We start from the raw sequence: 17,201 nt of genomic DNA on the forward strand, positions 1-17,201 counted from the left end.
GTGGGCGCGCTACCTGCAGAAGGCCCGCCGGTCATCGCCGATGCACTGCGTCGCACTGCAATGGCGCATGGCTATCCTGTGTGGTCCACGACCCTCGGGTCGGGGTATTCCCAGTCATGCCGATGCCCCCGTCCGGGTGACACGCCAGCGCTGAGCAGAGAGGACCGCGACTCCGATGAGGAAGAACATCGACAGGATGAAGGCCGTCATCGCGAGAGCGGTCCCGCCCGCCCCCTCCCCCGCCGGATCGAGGAATTCGTAGACGTACCGCGAGGTCAGCGCACCGCGCACGGCGGTGTAGGCGAACCAGAGCACCGGGAAGACCAGCACGAGCCAGAAGGCCGCGCGGGGGAAGGGCACGGGTCCGGGCCGGAGCAGCCAGTCGAGCAGCCCGAGCACCGGGATCACGAGGTGCAGCACGATCGTGTTCGGGTTCAGCTGCGAGGGATCGCCGAGCACCGTCGGCCCGTAGATGACCAGGAACAGCGCGGACATGCTGGTGAGAGTCGCCGCATTCACGCCTCTGAGCAGGGTCAGTCCCCGCGAATGCGGGACCGCGCGCGGCTTGCTGCGTCGGCCCGTCCGCTCCGGCGATCGCCACGCGGCGGCTCCGGCGATCGCCAGGACGACGATCGAGAGGATGTTGGAGAGGGCCGTCACCGAGCTGAGGAAGTCGATCGTGGCGGGAGTGCCGGCCGAGATCTGGGCGACCGCGATCGCGTCCACGACGACCACCGCGCCGAGGAGCGCCGTTCCCCAGCGCAGCAGTGCGATCACGCGGTGTGCTCTCATCCGGGCCTCCCGTTTCTGCGGCGCGCGTCTCTCCGAGAGGATCGGCGGCACTCGTCGTCTTCGCTACAGTCTGAATCACGCCGACTGATCGGATCCCGCGATCGGGACGCGACCAGCCGTTCCGATGCGGCAGCCGACTCGATGATCACGTGACCACTGCCGCTTCGGAGAGAAGTCGTTCGCGGTCGTCCCGCGAATCCTTCGGCCCGGTCGCACCACCTCATCGAAGACGACCTTTCCAGAGAGGCGCCGAATGCTCGACACGACGACACGGCGCCCCCTCCGCATCCTGTTCGACGGCACGTGGTGGCTCTCCGGGCCGATATCGAATCGAGAGGTGCAGCGCGAGATAGTCCTCACCTGGCGGGCGGAGTTCCCGGAGGACTCCCTCGCTCTCGCCGTTCCCCGGAAGGGGGTGGCGGCGGCGCGCGCCGAGCTCGGCTCCTCGATCGCCGTGGTCGGCACCCGGCTGCGGCCGCACGGCGTCAGCGCGATCCTCGAGCTCGGCCTCCTCGCCGCCCGGCACCGGCCCGACATCACGATCAGCCACAACTTCACCCCGCTGATCGGGCGCTCGGCGGTCTTCGTCCACGACTTCCTCTTCCGGAGCGACCCGCAGTGGTTCACCCGCAAGGAGCGGGCCTACTTCGCGCTGATGCCCGCGACGGTGCGGCGCGCGGCCCTGGTCGCGACGAGCAGCGCGTCGGAGGCGGGGCGGATCGTCCGCACCTCGGCGGCGCGCTCCGCCGTCCCGATCGGCCTGGGCCTCGCCCGCGGCTTCCAGTCGGCGGAGGCGACGGCCCCGGCCGGGCTCGACGAGCTCGACGGCTTCCTGCTCGCCGTCGGACGCCTCAACGCCCGCAAGAACCTCGTGACCACGATCGAGGCGGCCCTCGACTCGGGAGTCCTCTCCCCCACCTTCCCGCTGCTCGTGGTCGGCGAGGCGTCCGGTCTCGGTGTCCGGCTGAGCCCCGCGGCCGAGGCGGCCCGCGCCGACGGCTCGGTCCGCCTGCTCGGCCGGGTGTCCACCGAGGAGCTCCGCTGGCTCTACGAGAGCACCGCCCTCTTCGTGTTCCTCACCCTCGACGAGGGGTTCGGGATGCCGACACTCGAGGCCCTCGCGGCCGGGGCGCCGATCCTCGCGAGCGACATCCCGGTCTTCCGCGAGATCCTCGGCGACCAGGCGCGCCTGGTCGACCCGCTGGACCGGCGGGCGATCGCCGCCGCGATGCGCGAGCTCGTCGCGGATCCGCAGCCGCCCGCCGACCCGGCGGCGGTGCTCGAGCGCTACACCTGGGAGAGCGTCGTGCACCGCCTGCGCGCCGCCGTGCTGGAGGTCCTGCCGTGACGACACCGCCCGCCGTCTCCGTCGTCGTCGTCACCTACAACAGCGTCGGCGTGATCCGCTCCTGCTTCGACGCGCTGGCCGACGGCGGCGAGCCGCCCGCCGGACTCGAGGTCCTCGTCGTCGACAACCTGTCCCGCGACGACACCGTCGCGGTCCTCCGCGCCGAGTACCCGTGGGTGCGCATCATCGAGAACACCGAGAACGCCGGATTCTCGCGCGCCGTGAATCTCGGCGCCGCTCACGCCTCCGGACGGCACCTGCTGCTGCTCAACCCCGACGCGCAGATCTCCGCCTCGGCCGTGTCCGGCCTCGCCTCCCTGCTCGACGCGGATCCGTCGATCGGCGCCGTCTCGCCGCTGCTCGAGAACGAGGGCGAGGACGTGGTGATCGTCGCCGCCGGTCACGCCCCCACCATCGCGAAGATGCTCCTGCACCAGACGGGGCTGTCGCGCCTCGGCCGCCGCGTCCCGGCGCTCGAGGGCCACTACCTCTTCACCGCCGATCTGGACGGCGGACCGCGCGACGTCGACTGGGTCAGCGGCGGCTGCCTGATGGTGCCCCTCGAGCTCTGGCGGCGCCTCGACGGGCTCACGGACCGCTGGTTCATGTACGCCGAGGACGTCGAGCTGTGCCTGCGGATCCGGGCCGAGGGGCTGCGCGTCGTCCTCGACCCGCGGCTGCACGCGCTGCACGCGATGGGCGGCTCGTCGAGCGACGTCGACGGCCGGGTCGGCACCGACTGGATCGTCAACCTGTTCGACCTCTACGGCTGGCGGATGGCGCGGAGCGGGCTGCAGCAGCGGTTCTGGCGCGCCGTGGTCCTCGCCGGCATGCGCAGCCGGATGCTCTGGTTCGCCGTCTCGGGCCACCGGCCCGGACGAGCGGCGAGCGCCGCCGCGCAGATCCACCGGTACCGGATCTACACGGCGGCGCTCCGGGCCGCACCGCTGACGCCCGACCGGGAGCCCCTCCTCCGCGCGAGGTGAGGCCCCGGCCCGGCGTCAGGTGAGGGTGAACGGCACCTTCGTGACGACGGTGCGGCCGTCGAGCGTGACGGTCGTGATCCGCATCAGGTAGCCGCCCGCCGGGGCGATCGTCTGGTTCGACAGCCTGCCGTCCCAGCTGAGGACCTGCCGGCCCGACAGGTACTCCTTGTTCGAGGTCAGCGTCCTGACCGCGGAGCCGTTCGCCTTGACCACCACGACGGCGGTGACCGTCGCGTCGGCGGTCAGCCAGTCCAGGGTGACGGTGCTCCCCCTCGGCGCGGTCCCCGGCGTCAGCCCGAAGGCCGAGGCGACGAAGACCGGCCGCGTCCCGAGGGTCACCGTCGCGTGCGAGTCGGAGACGGTGAGCGCGGAGCGGCCGCCCGCGGTGCGCACCGCGGCCTGCGTCCCCGAGACCTGCAGCGAGGCCGTCGCCGGGCCGGCGGTGTAGACCGCCTGGATCGTCTCGGTCGGCGTGTGGAAGACCGTGCCGTGGATGTTCACGCCGTAGTCGGCCGTGAGGTCGTCGATCAGGACGGTGCCGGAGTCGACCCCCGAGGTGCTCTTGTAGACGAACATGTCGGTGAGCTTGACCGGGTAGTCCCACACCCCGTCGTCGTCACCGCCCGAGTGGGTGTAGTTGGGGTTCAGGCCGTCCGAGAAGAGGGTCATCTTCTCCCAGCCCGGCGCTCCCACGTTGCCCACCAGGCCCTGGAAGGTCTCACCGGTGGCGTCGGTGATCTTGAGGTAGACCGGGCTCGCGCTCGCGTCCCCGTTCACCCAGACGGAGACCGCGGTCGGCGAGCCCGTCACCGGTCGGCTGGTCTGGATCTGGGCCCCCCTCGACGAGCCGGAGAAGTCGTAGTCGAGCTCGAGCGAGGCGGCTCCGGAGTAGTTGGACGCCGTCGTGCCCAGCGTGGCGCTCCCGCCGCCGATCGTCGACACCGCGAACTTCGACAGCGTGCCGAAGTCGTCGACCCTGACCGGCGCCGAGGCCGCCGTCGCCCCCGCGCGTCCGACCGCCGTGCCCTCGGCGAGGATCGCGCCGACGTCCTTCAGCGCCGTGTAGGCGGGCTTCAGCCGGCCCGACTTCTCCGTCACCGCGTAGGTGTCGAGGAAGTTCTCCTGGTCCGACCCGCCGACGAGGTTGTACCAGGCGATCGCCCGGATCCCCCTGGCCGCCGCGTCGAGGTAGGAGCGGGAGAGGAAGGCGGCCTGATCGGCCTCGCTCGTCGCATGGGCGCAGCTCCCGCAGGTCGCCCAGCTCACCTCGGTGATCCACAGGCCCCGCTCCGGCGAGGTGCGGGCGAGGAAGGCCTCCGCGGCGTCGAGGTAGGTGGGGATCGCGCTCACCTCGGGCGCTCCGGACACCGCGTAGGTGTGGATGGCGAGCCCGTCGTAGGAGTCGCCCGCCCCGGCGTCCAGCACGCCCTGCATGAAGGGGTCGCTGAACTGGTCCAGCCCGCCCACCAGCACGGTCGCGGTGGGGTCGGCCGCCTTGATCGCGCTGTACGCCGCCCTGAGGAGCGCGCCGTACTGCTGCGCCGTCCCGCCGCGCCAGTAGTAGTCGGTGTTCGGCTCGTTCCAGACCTCCCAGACGTGCACGCGGTCCTTGTAGCGCTCGACGGTCGCCGCCGCGTAGGCGGCGAAGGCGGCCGTGTCCGACGGCGGGTAGTACTGCGCGACGTCGGCCGCGGTCCCGGCCGGAGCGGACGAGGCCCACGGTGCCGAGTAGGCGAGCTTGCCGATCATGTCGACGTTGCGCGCCCGGCTGATCGCGACGGCCTGGTCGAACTTCGCCCAGTCGTAGAAGCCGCGGCGCGGCTCGATCCGCTTCCACTCGAACTCCTCGCGGGCCCAGCGGACCGAGGCGTCCTCGAGCAGCGCCGCCTGGCGGTCGGCCTCGACGGGCGAGTCCTGCTCGGTGAGGAAGCTGTTGATCCCGCTGATCGAGGTCGGGCTCGCCTCCGTCACCTGAGCGCTGACACCGGTGAGCCAGGGCTGCCCGGCGGTGGCCGGGGTGGTCAGCGTGCCGTCGGGAGTGGAGTCCCAGCTCAGCCGGCCGGAGATGCTGCCGGCCATGCCGGCGCCGGAGGAGTCCGTGCCGTCCCAGGTGATGCTCACCGGGCCCGCCGCGGAGGCGGTGCCGGAGTAGGTGCGCGTGCGACCGCTGTTGTCGGCGAGCCTCAGCGCGTAATCGCCCGGCGCTCCCGCGGCGAAGCGGATCGTCGTGGTCGCCGCGTTCTCCCGCGAGAACCGCTCGCGGCTCGCGGTCGGCAGCGTCCAGTCCTTGTCGACGACGCGCAGGTCGTCGAGCACGACCGAGCCGGTGGCGGGCGCCGAGGCCCCGTTCCGGACGATGTTGATCCGCACGAGCGACACCGGGTAGTCGAGGACGCCGTCCTCGTTGCCCAGGTGCGTGTCCGCCGCGGGCGCCCGCAGGTCGATGGTCGCCGTCGTCCACCGCGAGAGGCTCAGCGCGTCCACGCGGTAGAGGAACATCTCGCCGGTCGCATCGCGGAGCTTGAGGAAGACGGTGTTCCAGCTGCCGTCGCCGAGCACGTCGAGCTTGAGCGCGGAGGCGGGAGCGGTGAGCAGGGCCTCGGGAGTGGTCTTCGACTCCGTCTCCGCGTCGCCCTTCGTCAGGTCGTACGTCAGCTTGAGCGCCCCGGATCCCTCGGTCCGCGTGGTCGTCGTGGACGGCGTGACGGTGCCCGCGGCGCGGACCCAGTCGGCGCCGCCCGTGTCGAACGACTCGGCGACCGCGGAGTCGGAGTCGGTGTCGGCGACGGTGAGGAGCACCGGCGTCCCGCTGCGCGCGGCGTTCGAGGCCATCGTCCCGTCGGCGGAGTCGTCATGGGCGAAGACCGCCGAGAGGTCCCCGCGCATCATCGCTCCCGTGTCGTCGGCGCCGTCCATCGGCACCGAGACCGGGCCGGCCGCCGCCGCCTCGCCGGTCACGGTCCTGGTGCGGCCGTCCGCGTCGCCGAGCCGGAGCTCGTAGTCCCCCGGACCGGCCGTCGTGAAATCGACCGACATGGTCTGGTCCGTGGCCGGAGTGAAGAAGTCGGTGGAGGAGACGGGCATCGACCAGCCGGTGGTCACGGCGCGCAGGTTGTCCAGCACCACCGATCCGACGGCCGGCCGGTCGCCGTTGCGCACGACCAGGAAGCCGCTCAGCACGACGGGCAGGTCGAGCACCTGGTCGCCGTCACCGCCCTCGACCGCCGCCGGGGCGGCCGTGAGATCGACGTCGACCGTCGTCCACGCCGTGGAGCGCATCGCGTCGAGCCGGTAGGTGAAGCTCTCGCCGGTGGCGTCGTGCAGCCGGGCGTAGACGGTGTTGTAGCTCGCGTCGCCGCGCAGATCGATCCGGAGCCCGCGGGCCGGTGCGGTCAGCACGGTCACCGGGGGGCTCTGCACGGTCTCGAGCAGACCGGAGGAGAGGTCGTAGTCGATCCGCTGCGCCTGCGCGCCCTGGGTGCGCTGCGTCGTCGTCGCGATCGAGCCGCTGCCGAGGGCGACCTGCCAGCCCGAGGCCGACTCGAAGCCCTCGACGAGGCTCGCCGTGGCGGGGTCCGCCGCCGCGGCCGTCAGCAGGACCGGCGTCGCGGAGCGGGTCCTGCCGCCGTCGAGGGTGCCGTCGGGCGTGGCGTCCTGGAGGAAGACGCTGCTGATCGGCCCCTGCATCGCCGTGCCGTCGCCGGCCGTGCCGTCCCAGGTCGTCGAGACCTCGCCGGCCGCCGCCTCGGTGCCGGTGATCGCCCGCTCGCGGCCCTGGCCGTCGCGGAGCTCGATCCGCCAGTCGCCGCCGCCGCCCGCGGTGAAGCCGAGCTCCGCCGCGGCGCCGGGCTCGAGGAACTCGGTGTCGGAGACCGGCAGGGTCCAGCCGCTGCCGACGATCCGCAGGTTGTCCAGCAGGAAGGTGCCCGTCGCCGGCTGCTGCCCGTTGCGGACGACCGAGAAGCCGGCGAGCGTCAGCGGCAGATCGAGCACCGAGTCGGCGTCGCCGCCCTCGGCGAGCGCCGGATCCTGGGTGAGGTCGACCGCGATCGTGGCCCAGCTCGAGTGCCGCATCGCGTCGAGGCGGTAGGTGAACACCTCACCGGTCGCGTCGGCGAGCCGGACGTAGACGGTGTTGTAGCTGCCGTCGCCCCGCAGATCGACCTTGAGGCCGGTCACCGGTGCGTCGGCGACGGCGAGCGGAGCCGTCCGGCTGATCTGCGTCATGCCGGCGCCGAGGTCGTAGTCGACCGCCAGCGCGTCCGTCCCCTGGGTGCGCCCGGCGGCGGCGGGACCGGTGGCGGTGCCGCGGCGCAGCACGGCCGAGCCGGAGGCGACGCCCCAGCCGTCGGGGCCGGCGTCGAAGCTCTCGACGAGCTCGGTGAGCGCCGCATCGTCCGCGGCGGCCAGCGTGACGAGCAGCGGGATCCCGGTCGTGGTCGCCGAGCCGAGGGCGCCGTCGGCGGTGGAGTCCTGGCGGAAGACGCCGCTGACCTCGCCGGTGATCGGCCGGCCCTGGTCGTCGTCGCCGTCCCAGTCGAGGCTCACCGTGCCGGCCGAGCCGGCCGTTCCGGAGAGGACGCGAGAGCGGTCGTCCGCGCCGGTCAGGCGCAGCTCCCAGTCGCCCGGCGTCGCGGCCTCGAAGGAGAACGACGCCTCTTCGCCGGCCGACGGCGAGACGAACGGCGTCGCCGCGACGGGCAGCGTCCAGCCGGTCGTCACCGCACGGACGTCGTCGAGCACGAAGGAGCCGACGGGCGGCTGCTCGCCGTTGCGCACCACGAGGACGCCCGCGAGGGTGAGCGGGGCGTCGAGCACGCCGTCGGCGTCGCCGCCCTCCCGCGCGGCGGGCTCCGCGGTGAGATCGACGGTGAGGGTCTGGTACTCGGTCGAGCGCATCGCGTCGACGCGGTGCACGAAGGTCTCGCCGGTCGCGTCGCGCACCCGCAGGTAGACGGTGTTGTACGAGCCGTCGCCCCGGAGGTCGACGGTGAGCGCCGTCGCCGGGGTCGGGACGACCGGCGCGACGGCGGGGTCGTAGGCGAGCTCGGCCAGTCCGGCCGTGACGTCGTAGTCGACGGCGAGGGCGGAGCCGCCCTCCGACGCCTCCGCGGAGGCCGACGCCGACGCCGTGCCGGCGACGACCGAGAGGCCGGGATCCGCCCGCTCGAAGCCGTCGATCTGGGTCGTGGGAGCGGGGTCCGCTCCCGCCCAGGACGGCACGACCAGCGTGCCCGCGATCAGGGCGGCGGTCAGGGTGAGGACGGTTCGGGCACGCGACATGGGGTACTCCGCAGAGAGCGTCAGAAGAACAGGTCGCTCGGCGGGGGAGGCCGAGCAGACGCGTCACGGGGGCGACGTGGACGTCACGCTAAGCCGCTGGAGCGGGCCGTCAAGACGGAGGAGGAAGCCTCGGTCTGAGAGGACCCTGAGAGGGGGCAGCACGCTCGGATGCGGCGGGGGCGGGACTTCTTCCGCACTACAGGGCGGAAGGTCCGGGCGCCAGGGCTTGCCGTGGCGTGAATCGACGGAGAGCCGTTGCCACGATATCGCCTCCGCCGCCGATCCGCGCATCACCTCACGGCGCGTCTCGGCGAGGGTCGCGAAGCTGTGCCACCGTGGCGGCATGGCCCGACTCGACGCCTCCGTCACCGCACACGTCGACGCGATGCACCACCCTCGCCGCGAGCAGATCGAGCGCACCCGCGAGGCCGTGCTCGCCGCCGACGAGCGCCTCGTCGAGTCGGTGAAGTGGAACGCCCCGAGCTACGCGATCGGCGCGCACCTCGTGACCCTCCGCCTCCGCCCGGGCGACCGCGTCGAGGCGATCCTGCACCGCGGAGCCGCGGCCGTCCCGGAGCGCCCCCTCGCCGACGCGCTCTCCGACCCCGACGGCCGCCTCGACTGGCGCGCCCCCGACCACGCCGTCCTCGTCCTCACCCCCGGCGAGGACCCGAACTGGCTGACCGCCCTCGTCGAGCAGTGGCTCGCGGCGGTCGCCCCCCGCTGACCCGCACCCGCCCGCCGCCGCCCCACCTCCGGCACGCCAGAACCCGCCGATCCCACGAGCCGGACGCCGTTTCACGTGCCGGAGCTCCTCCGACCGCCCGCGCGTCAGCGCCAGGCGAGGGCGGACCGCTCGGCCCAGTACTCCCCGGGTTCCTGCGCCGGCAGCCCCTCCGGCACGGCGACGGCCCGCGCCCGCAGGTTCTCCCGCAGCTGCCCGGGGGTCGCCGCCCCGCTCAGCACGACATCCGCCCACGGCTGCGCCAGCGCTGCGCCGAGCGCAGCGTCCTCCGGCGCCCCGGGCAGCCCCCGCAGCAGCTCCGGCGCCCGGTCGCCGACCAGCCGCCCGTTCGCGAGCGCCTCCTTGACCACCACCGTCCAGCCCGCGTCGTGCGCCTCGGCGAGCGCGGCCCCGGCCGAGCGCTCGAGCAGGTTCCACGTCGTCTGCACCGTGCTGAACGGCGAGTCCGGGATCGCCAGGGCGAGCCGGATCGTCCGCGCCTGCTCCGCTCCGCTGGTCGAGAGCCCGACCGCGACGCCGGACCCGGCGAGCCCGCGCAGCCGGTCGAGCAGCACCCGGTCGACGAGCGCCGGGCTCTCGGGAGTGATCGAGTGCACGAGGTAGCGGTCGGGCGCGCTGCCCAGCGCCGCGAGCGTCGCCGACCACTGGCGCTCGAGCATCGCGACCGAGTGCTCCTTGCGCTCGTGCACGTCCGCGTCCATCGCCCACGCGCCGACGTACTCGTAGCCCCACTTCGACTCGACGGCCAGCTCGCCGCGCCGCTCCGGATGCTCCGCGAGCCAGCCGCCGAGGAACTCCTCGGCGCGGCCGTAGGAGCGGGCGACGTCGAAGAAGCGGACGCCGAGGTCCCACGCGGTGTCGAGCAGCTCGTGCGAGCGCGCGCGCAACGCGTCGACGCTGCGCCCCTCCGGCGGCCCGAGGTCGCCGTCGCGCCCCGCGGTGATGTAGGCCGGTCGCCCGACGGCGGCCAGGCCGAGGCCGAGGCGAGGAGTGCGGGATGCCATGGTGCTCGTTCCGTCCGGGGTGCCTCCACCGTAGCCACCGCCCGCGAGACCCGCCCGCGCGCCCCGCCCGTCCCGCTACCGTCGAGCGGTGACCACCACCGACCGCCGCACGCTCGACCGCAGCATCCTGCGGCTCGCCGTGCCCGCGCTCGGGGCGCTGATCGCCGAGCCGCTGTTCCTGCTCACCGACTCCGCCCTCGTCGGCCACCTCGGCGCGGTGCCGCTCGCCGGCCTCGCCCTCGGCGGCGCGGTGCTGCAGACGATCGTCGGCCTGATGGTCTTCCTCGCGTACAGCACCACGCCCCGGGTCGGCCGCGCGCTCGGCGAGGGCGACGAGCGCCGGGCCGTGGCCGCCGGGATCGACGGCGGCTGGCTCGCGCTCGCCCTCGGCGCGGTGATCGCCGTCGCCGGAGCGATCGCCGCCCCCGCCCTCATCGGCCTCTTCGGCGCGGAGCCCGCGGTCGCCGACGCGGGCGTCCGCTACCTCTCGGTGAGCATGGCCGGGATCCCCGCGATGCTCGGCGTCTTCGCCCTCACCGGGCTGCTCCGCGGCTTCCAGGACACCCGCACTCCGCTGATCATCGCGGGCGGCGGATTCGCGGTGAACGCGGCCCTGAACGCCGTGCTGATCTACCCCGCCGGCCTGGGGATAACCGGGTCCGCCCTGGGGACGGTCGTGGCCCAGTGGGGGATGTTCGGCGCCTACGCGGTGATCGCGCTGCGACTCGCCCGCCGCGTCGGGGCGCCGCTGCGGCCGCACCCGGCCGGGCTGCGCGCCTCCGCGGGGTCGGGCGGCTGGCTGCTGCTCCGCACCGCCTCGCTGCGCGCCGCCATCCTGCTCGCCGTCGCCGTCGCGGGCTCGCTCGGCGCCGAGGAGCTCGGCGCCTTCCAGGTGGCGATGACGCTGTTCTCCACGGTCGCCTTCGCCCTGGACGCGGTGGCCATCGCGGCGCAGGCGCTGCTCGGCCGCCTCCTCGGCGAGGGCGACCCCGCCCGCGCCCGCGCGGTGGCGAAACGGTGTGTGACCTGGGGAATCGGTGCCGGAGTCGCCCTCGGAGCGGTGATCGTCGCGACCAGCGGAGTGCTGCCGTTCGTCTTCTCGAGCGACCCCGAGGTGCTCCGTCTGCTCCCCGCCGCCCTCGTCGTGGTCGGCCTGACGGCTCCGCTCGGCGGCTGCGTGTTCGTCCTCGACGGCGTCCTGATCGGCGCCGGCGACGGCCGCTACCTCGCGCTGAGCGGCCTCGCGAACCTCGCCGTCCTCGCCCCGCTGGCCCTGCTCGCGCCCCTCGCGCCCGAGGACTGGCGCCTCCTGGCCCTCTGGATCGCCTATGCCGTCGGCTTCCTCGGCGCCCGCGCGCTCACTCTCGGCCTCCGCTTCCGCGGCGACGTCTGGCTCCGCTGACCCTCGAACGAAGTTTCGAACACCCTGTGGACAACCCTGTGCACAACTCCCGGCGACCCCCGCCCCCGCCCCTCCCCGCGAGATGCCACATATGAGCCCGACACGCCGCAGAATCCGCTCATATGTGGCATCTCGCGGAGGGAGTCAGCGCGGCGGGGCGCTCGTCGTGCCGCGGTGGAAGACGGCCTCGAAGCGCACGGGCTCGGCCTCGTCGCCGGCGATCAGCGCGAGCACGGCGCGGGCCGCGGCCCGGCCCTTCTCGACCGCCGGCTGCGCCATCGTCGTCAGGTCGTACTCGGCGGCGAGCCCCGGCACCTGCACGCCGTCGAAGCCGACCACCGACACGTCGCCCGGCACCCGCAGCCCGAGCCTCTCTGCGGCCAGGATCACGCCGGCCGCCAGCAGATCGCTCTGCGCGATCACGGCCGTCGGCGGCTCGTCCGCGCCGAGCAGCGCCTGCCCCGCCGCGACCCCCTCGTCGACCGTGCTCGCGCCCGCCGCCACCACGTCCAGGTCGCCGAACACGTCCTGCGCCCCCAGCAGCCGCTCGACCGCCGTGATGCTCGGGCTCGAGCGCCAGTCGGCCGGGATCGGGCCGCGCCGGCGGTCCTTCGCGAACGGCAGCGAGACCACGGCGACGCGCTCGTGCCCCAGCTCCCGCAGATGCTCGGCCAGCGTCCGCGTCGCCTCCCGGTTGTCGAGCGAGACCACGGCCGCACCGAGGTCGGAGACCCCCTCGACCACCACGACCGGCACGCCGCGCCGGCGCAGCACGGCCACGGAGTCGTCGACGGAGGGACTGCAGCCGACCAGGATCATCGCGTCCACCGGCGCCGTCGCCAGCAGCCCCGAGCCGCCCTCGGTCTCGGTGAGCAGCAGGATGCCCGCGTCGGCCCCGCCGAGCACGTCCGCGATGCCGTCGAGCATCGCGATCTTGATCGGATCGCGGAAGGCGTGCAGCACCCGCTCGTCGACGACGACCCCGACGATCCCCGAGCGCCCGCGCCGCAGCGACTGCGCGCGCGGATCGGGCCCGGCGTAGTCGAGCTCGGCGGCGGCCAGCAGCACCCGCTCCCGGGTCGCGGCCGCGACGGGGCCGGCGCCGCTGAAGACGAGGGAGGCGGTCGAGGGCGACACTCCCGCCCGGCTCGCGACCCGCGCGAGGGTCGGGCGCGACGCCGGCGATCCGGCGCTCTTCGACTCCACGGCCTTGCTCGACTCCACGGTGCTCCTCGTCCCCGACCCGGCCGGCCGGCGTCCGGCGACTCGTCCTTGACCGGTCCGGGCGTTCCGGATAGCTTAGACCGGCCCGCGTCGAATCGATTCGATCGCCATCGATCAGGCCCCCCACGACCGCCCCGCGATCAGCCAGGACCCCCGCATGACCTCGACCTCCGCCCTCACCCGCCCGCAGCTCGTCGCCTGGCGGAACGCCGTCTTCACGATCTTCGTGCTGAGCGGCCTCTCGATCGCCACCTGGGTCTCGCGCACGCCCGCCATCCGCGACGAGCTGCAGCTCTCCACCTCCGGCGTGGGCCTGCTGATCCTCTCGATGTCGATCGGCGCCATCGTCGGCCTCAGCCTCTCGACCGTGATCATGTCGCTGCTCGGCGCCCGCCGCGGCATGGTCGCCGGGCTCGTCGTCTGCTCCTCCGGTCTCGCGCTCCTCGGCCTGGCGGCCGACGCGTTCGGCGCCCTCCCGCTCGCCTTCGCGGGCATGGTGCTGCTCGGCTTCGGCAACGGCGCGGTCGACGTGATGATGAACGTCGAGGGCGCCGCGAACGAGAAGGCCTTCGGCAAGACGCTGCTCCCGCTCTTCCACGCCTTCTTCAGCCTCGGCACCGTCCTCGGCGCGATCCTCGGCGCCGCCGCCTCCGCCCTCGCCGTGCCGGTCGCCGCGCACCTCTGCGGCGTCGCCGTCGTCGTGGTGCTCACCGTCGCGGTCGCAATCCGCTTCGTCCCCGTCCGCGACGAGCTCGACACCGCGGGCGTCGCGACCGTCGTCAAGGCACCGGTGCGCGAGCGCGTCGCAGCCTCGCTCGGCGTCTGGCGCGACGGCCGCCTCGTCCTGATCGGCCTGATCATGCTGGGCATGGCCTTCGCGGAGGGCTCGGCCAACGACTGGCTGACCCTCGCGATGGTCGACGGCCACGGTACCGACAAGACCACCGCCGCCGTCGTCTTCGGCGTCTTCGTCGCGGCGATGACCGTCGGCCGCGTGCTCGGCGGGCCCGTGCTCGACCGCTTCGGCCGGGTGCCCGTGCTGCGCGCCTCCGCCGGCCTGGCCATCGTCGGCATCCTGCTCTTCATCCTCGCGCCGGTCGACGGCCTCGTGATCGCCGGAGCGGTCGCCTGGGGCCTGGGCTGCTCGCTCGGCTTCCCGGTCGGCATGTCGGCCGCGGCCGAGGGCCCGCACTCGGCGGCCCGGGTCAGCGCCGTCGCGATGCTCGGCTACGTCGCCTTCCTGGTCGGCCCGCCCGCGATCGGCTTCCTCGGCGAGCACTTTGGCCTCCTCAACGCCCTGTTCCTGGTGCTCGCGCTCGTCGTCGTCGCCGGCATCGCCTCGCCGGCCGCCCGGTCGCCGAAGGCGCCGGCGGAGCGCGTGCAGGACGGAGCGTCCGCGTGAGCACCCCCGGCCTCGAGCCCTGCCGCGTCGCGGTCGTGACCGGCGCCAACCACGGCATCGGCGCCGCGATCGCCGAGCGCCTGGCCGCCGACGGGCTCGCCGTGCTGGTCGCCTTCCTCGCCGAGGAGCTGCCGGAGTACAAGCCCGAGCGCCAGCGCCTCGCCCACCGCACCGACGGCGAGCAGGTCGCCGAACGGATCCGCGCCGCGGGTGGCCGCGCCCGCGCCGTCTCCGCCGACCTCCGCGACGCCGCCTCCGCCGCCCTGCTCCTCGACGCCGCGGAGGAGTCGCTCGGCCCGGTCGACGTGCTCGTCCACAACGCCACCGGCTCGGTCATCGACACCTTCCGCACCCGCCCGAACGACTGGATGGGCCGCCCGCAGCGCCGGGTCGACGCCGCGAGCATCGACCGGGTGCTCGACATCGACGCCCGCGCCGGCGCGCTGCTGATCGCCGAGCTCGCCGAGCGCCTGGAGCGCCGCGGCGGGCACGGCGGCCGCATCGTCACGCTCACCTCGGGCGGCGAGCGCGGCTTCCCCGGCGAGGTCTCCTACGGCGCCGCGAAGGCCGCGCTGGTGAACTACACGATCTCCGCCTCGCTCGAGCTCAGCCCGCTCGGCGTCACGGCCAACGCCGTCCACCCGCCCGTGACCGACACCGGCTGGGTGACCGACGACGTCCGCGAGGCCGTCGCCGCGGACGACTCCTTCTTCGACGTCGCCCGCCCCGACGAGGTCGCCGACCTCGTCTCCTACCTCGTCTCCCCCGCCGGCCGCCGCGTCACCGGCAACGTCCTCCGCATGGCCTGACGCCGGCGGATCTCGATACGCCCGCTCCGCGGGCTACTCGATCAGCAAAGAGGACCGCTCCGCGGGCTGCCCGATCAGCAAAGGGGGCCGCTCCACGGGCCGCTCGACAGCGAAGAGGTCCGCTCCGCGGGCTGCTCGACAAGCGGCAGAGCCACCTCCCGCGCAGGCGCGCCCGCCCCATGCTGGTCGAGTAGCCCCGCAGGGGCGTATCGAGACCCGCCGTCCCCAGCAGGGCGGGTCTGCAGACTCAGGTTCTGACGTCGGTGGATCTCGATACGCCCGCTCCGCGGCCCACTCGATCAGCAAGGAAGGCCGGCAGCGCGAGCACATGCTGCTCGAGTAGCCGCGCAGCGGCGTATCGAGACCCCGCGCCCCTAAGCTGCCCCTGATCCGCGCGCACCACCGCGCGCAGGAGGGGCCCGCACCATGCGCTTCACCGCCCGCGACGGCGCCGTGCTCCACGTCGACGAGCTCGGCACGGCCGACGCGCCACCGCTCGTCGTCCTGTCCGGCGGCCCGGGCCGCCACCCCGCCTACCTCGGCGCCTTCGAGCCCGTCGCGGGCATGCGCCGGGTGCTCGTGCTGCACCCCCGCGGGGTCGGCGGCTCCGCGGCCGTCCCGCCCCGCTCCTTCGCCGACGCCGCCGACGACGTCGAGGACCTCCGCCGCCACCTCGGCGTCCCCGCGATCGACCTCCTCGCCCACGCCACCGGCTGCCGCACCGCCCTGGTGCACGCCGCCCGCGCGCCGGAGCACGTCGCGCACCTCCTGCTGGTGGCCCCCGCGACCGCCTGGCTCGGGATCCACGACGACGACGACGACCGCGCCGTCATCGCCGAGCGCCACCGGCACGAGTCCTGGTTCGACTCCGCCCTCGAGGCCGCCCTGCTCCTCGCCGACGAGCGCGACCCGGAGCGGCGCATCGCCCTCTACCCGCGTGCCGCGCCGCTCGCCTGGTCGACCTGGGACGCCCGCGCCCTCGCCTACGAGAGCGCCGCCGTCTGGTACCCCGACGCGGTCGCGGCCTTCTTCGCCCCGTTCGACCCGGAGCCGTTGCGCGCGGCGCTCCCCCGGATCAGCTGCCCGGTCGTGATCGTCGGCGGCGAGGACGACCCCTTCGTCGGCTTCCGCCCACTGGAGGTGCTCACCGCCCTCCTCCCGCAGGGCAGCCTGGCCGCGATCGAGAGCTGCGGCCACTACCCGTGGGTCGAGGCGCCCGCCGAGTTCGCGATCGCCCTCCGCGCCTTCCTCGGCTCCGCGCCGCCCGCACCGCCGATCGGACGGCGGCGCCCCACCACCCGCCCCGCCTGAGCGACCGCCTCTCCTCCACAGGTCACTCCAGCCCCTCCTCCACAGCTCGCGCCGGCCTCTCCTCCACAGGCCCCGCCTGACCGCCGCCGATCGCCGGGCGCCTCCCGCCGCGCCGTATCCTCGACGGGTGCGTCTCGTCATCGCGCGCTGCTCCGTCGACTACACCGGCCGTCTCAGCGCCCACCTCCCCCTCGCCACCCGACTCCTGCTGGTCAAGGCCGACGGCAGCGTCCTCGTCCACTCCGACGGCGGCTCCTACAAGCCGCTGAACTGGATGAGCCCCCCGTGCACCCTCAGCACCGGCGAGCCCGACGAGGACGCGCGCGCGATCGGCGTCCTCGAGCAGTGGACCGTCTCGCACCGCAAGACCGGCGACGCGCTCGTCGTCTCGATCCACGAGGTCCTGCACGACTCGGCGCACGAACTCGGCGTCGATCCCGGCCTGATCAAGGACGGCGTCGAGGCGCATCTGCAGCGCCTCCTGGCCGAGCAGATCGACCTGCTCGGCGAGGGCCACACCCTCGTCCGCCGCGAGTACATGACGGCGATCGGGCCGGTCGACATCCTCGCGCGCGATTCCTCGGGCGCCGCCGTGGCGGTCGAGATCAAGCGCCGCGGAGAGATCGACGGCGTCGAGCAGCTGACCCGCTATCTCGAGCTGATGAATCGCGATCCGCACCTCTCGCCGGTGACGGGAGTCTTCGCCGCGCAGGAGATCAAGCCGCAGGCGAGGACCCTCGCGCAGGACCGTGGAATCCGCTGCGTCGTGCTCGACTACGAGTCGATGCGCGGCGTCGACGATTCGCACACGCGCCTCTTCTAGCGCTCGCGTCCCCCTTTGCAGGGGCTCTGCGAGAAACCCTGCGCGGTCGCACGAATCCGCACGCGAAAGGCC

General features: G+C 74.0%; 12 protein-coding genes. 8 read left to right on the plus strand and 4 right to left on the minus strand.

Going from position 1 to position 17,201, the window contains the following annotated elements; genetic code table 11:
- Positions 1–114: 114 nt before the first annotated feature.
- Entirely contained in the window at positions 115–792 is a 678-nt protein-coding gene (locus HQQ86_RS14210; RefSeq protein ID WP_173288940.1) for a Pr6Pr family membrane protein, read from the minus strand.
- 337 nt (positions 793–1,129) lie between these two features.
- Here HQQ86_RS14210 and HQQ86_RS14215 point away from each other — a divergent pair, with 337 nt between their 5' ends.
- Both HQQ86_RS14215 and HQQ86_RS14220 read left to right on the plus strand, forming a co-directional pair.
- Positions 1,130–2,140 (plus strand): glycosyltransferase family 1 protein, encoded by a 1,011-nt coding sequence (locus HQQ86_RS14215; RefSeq protein ID WP_173288941.1) that lies wholly within the window; start codon positions 1,130–1,132, stop codon positions 2,138–2,140.
- The gene (locus HQQ86_RS14220) at positions 2,137–3,126 is read left to right on the plus strand and encodes a glycosyltransferase family 2 protein (RefSeq protein WP_173288942.1); all 990 of its coding nucleotides are present in this window, start codon (positions 2,137–2,139) and stop codon (positions 3,124–3,126) included. The genes HQQ86_RS14215 and HQQ86_RS14220 overlap by 4 nt, the downstream gene beginning before the upstream one ends.
- 15 nt (positions 3,127–3,141) lie before the next feature.
- On the opposite strand, the gene HQQ86_RS14225 is transcribed toward HQQ86_RS14220, so the two are convergent.
- Positions 3,142–8,409: an endo-1,4-beta-xylanase gene (locus tag HQQ86_RS14225; RefSeq protein WP_173288943.1), complete on the minus strand. Its 5,268-nt coding sequence runs from the start codon at positions 8,407–8,409 to the stop codon at positions 3,142–3,144.
- 343 nt (positions 8,410–8,752) lie between these two features.
- Here HQQ86_RS14225 and HQQ86_RS14230 point away from each other — a divergent pair, with 343 nt between their 5' ends.
- The gene (locus tag HQQ86_RS14230) at positions 8,753–9,136 is read left to right on the plus strand and encodes a DUF1801 domain-containing protein (protein WP_173288944.1); all 384 of its coding nucleotides are present in this window, start codon (positions 8,753–8,755) and stop codon (positions 9,134–9,136) included.
- A 104-nt stretch (positions 9,137–9,240) separates the two neighbouring features.
- Here HQQ86_RS14230 and HQQ86_RS14235 read toward each other — a convergent pair whose 3' ends face one another.
- Positions 9,241–10,158: an aldo/keto reductase gene (locus HQQ86_RS14235; RefSeq protein WP_173288945.1), complete on the minus strand. Its 918-nt coding sequence runs from the start codon at positions 10,156–10,158 to the stop codon at positions 9,241–9,243.
- An 88-nt stretch (positions 10,159–10,246) separates the two neighbouring features.
- Here HQQ86_RS14235 and HQQ86_RS14240 point away from each other — a divergent pair, with 88 nt between their 5' ends.
- The gene (locus tag HQQ86_RS14240) at positions 10,247–11,560 is read left to right on the plus strand and encodes an MATE family efflux transporter (protein ID WP_367948664.1); all 1,314 of its coding nucleotides are present in this window, start codon (positions 10,247–10,249) and stop codon (positions 11,558–11,560) included.
- Between the two features lie 144 nt (positions 11,561–11,704).
- Here HQQ86_RS14240 and HQQ86_RS14245 read toward each other — a convergent pair whose 3' ends face one another.
- Positions 11,705–12,784, minus strand: coding sequence for a LacI family DNA-binding transcriptional regulator (locus tag HQQ86_RS14245; protein ID WP_367948665.1), 1,080 nt, complete (start codon positions 12,782–12,784; stop codon positions 11,705–11,707).
- 157 nt (positions 12,785–12,941) lie between these two features.
- Between HQQ86_RS14245 and HQQ86_RS14250 the strand changes: the two genes are divergently transcribed.
- The 4 genes from HQQ86_RS14250 to nucS all read left to right on the plus strand — a co-directional run bounded on the left by HQQ86_RS14250 (position 12,942) and on the right by nucS (position 17,129).
- On the plus strand, positions 12,942–14,186 hold the full coding sequence (locus tag HQQ86_RS14250; protein ID WP_173288946.1) for an MFS transporter: 1,245 nt from the start codon (positions 12,942–12,944) through the stop codon (positions 14,184–14,186).
- On the plus strand, positions 14,183–14,995 hold the full coding sequence (locus HQQ86_RS14255; protein ID WP_216845546.1) for an SDR family NAD(P)-dependent oxidoreductase: 813 nt from the start codon (positions 14,183–14,185) through the stop codon (positions 14,993–14,995). Before HQQ86_RS14250 ends, HQQ86_RS14255 begins: the two co-directional genes overlap by 4 nt.
- Before the next feature lie 426 nt (positions 14,996–15,421).
- Positions 15,422–16,306 (plus strand): alpha/beta fold hydrolase, encoded by an 885-nt coding sequence (locus HQQ86_RS14260; RefSeq protein WP_173288947.1) that lies wholly within the window; start codon positions 15,422–15,424, stop codon positions 16,304–16,306.
- 127 nt (positions 16,307–16,433) lie between these two features.
- Positions 16,434–17,129, plus strand: a complete 696-nt coding sequence (nucS, locus tag HQQ86_RS14265; protein ID WP_173288948.1) for an endonuclease NucS — start codon at positions 16,434–16,436, stop codon at positions 17,127–17,129.
- Positions 17,130–17,201: the final 72 nt, after the last annotated feature.

The sequence above is a fragment of the Rathayibacter sp. VKM Ac-2857 genome, assembly GCF_013205025.1.
In the GTDB taxonomy this organism is placed as follows: domain Bacteria; phylum Actinomycetota; class Actinomycetes; order Actinomycetales; family Microbacteriaceae; genus Rathayibacter.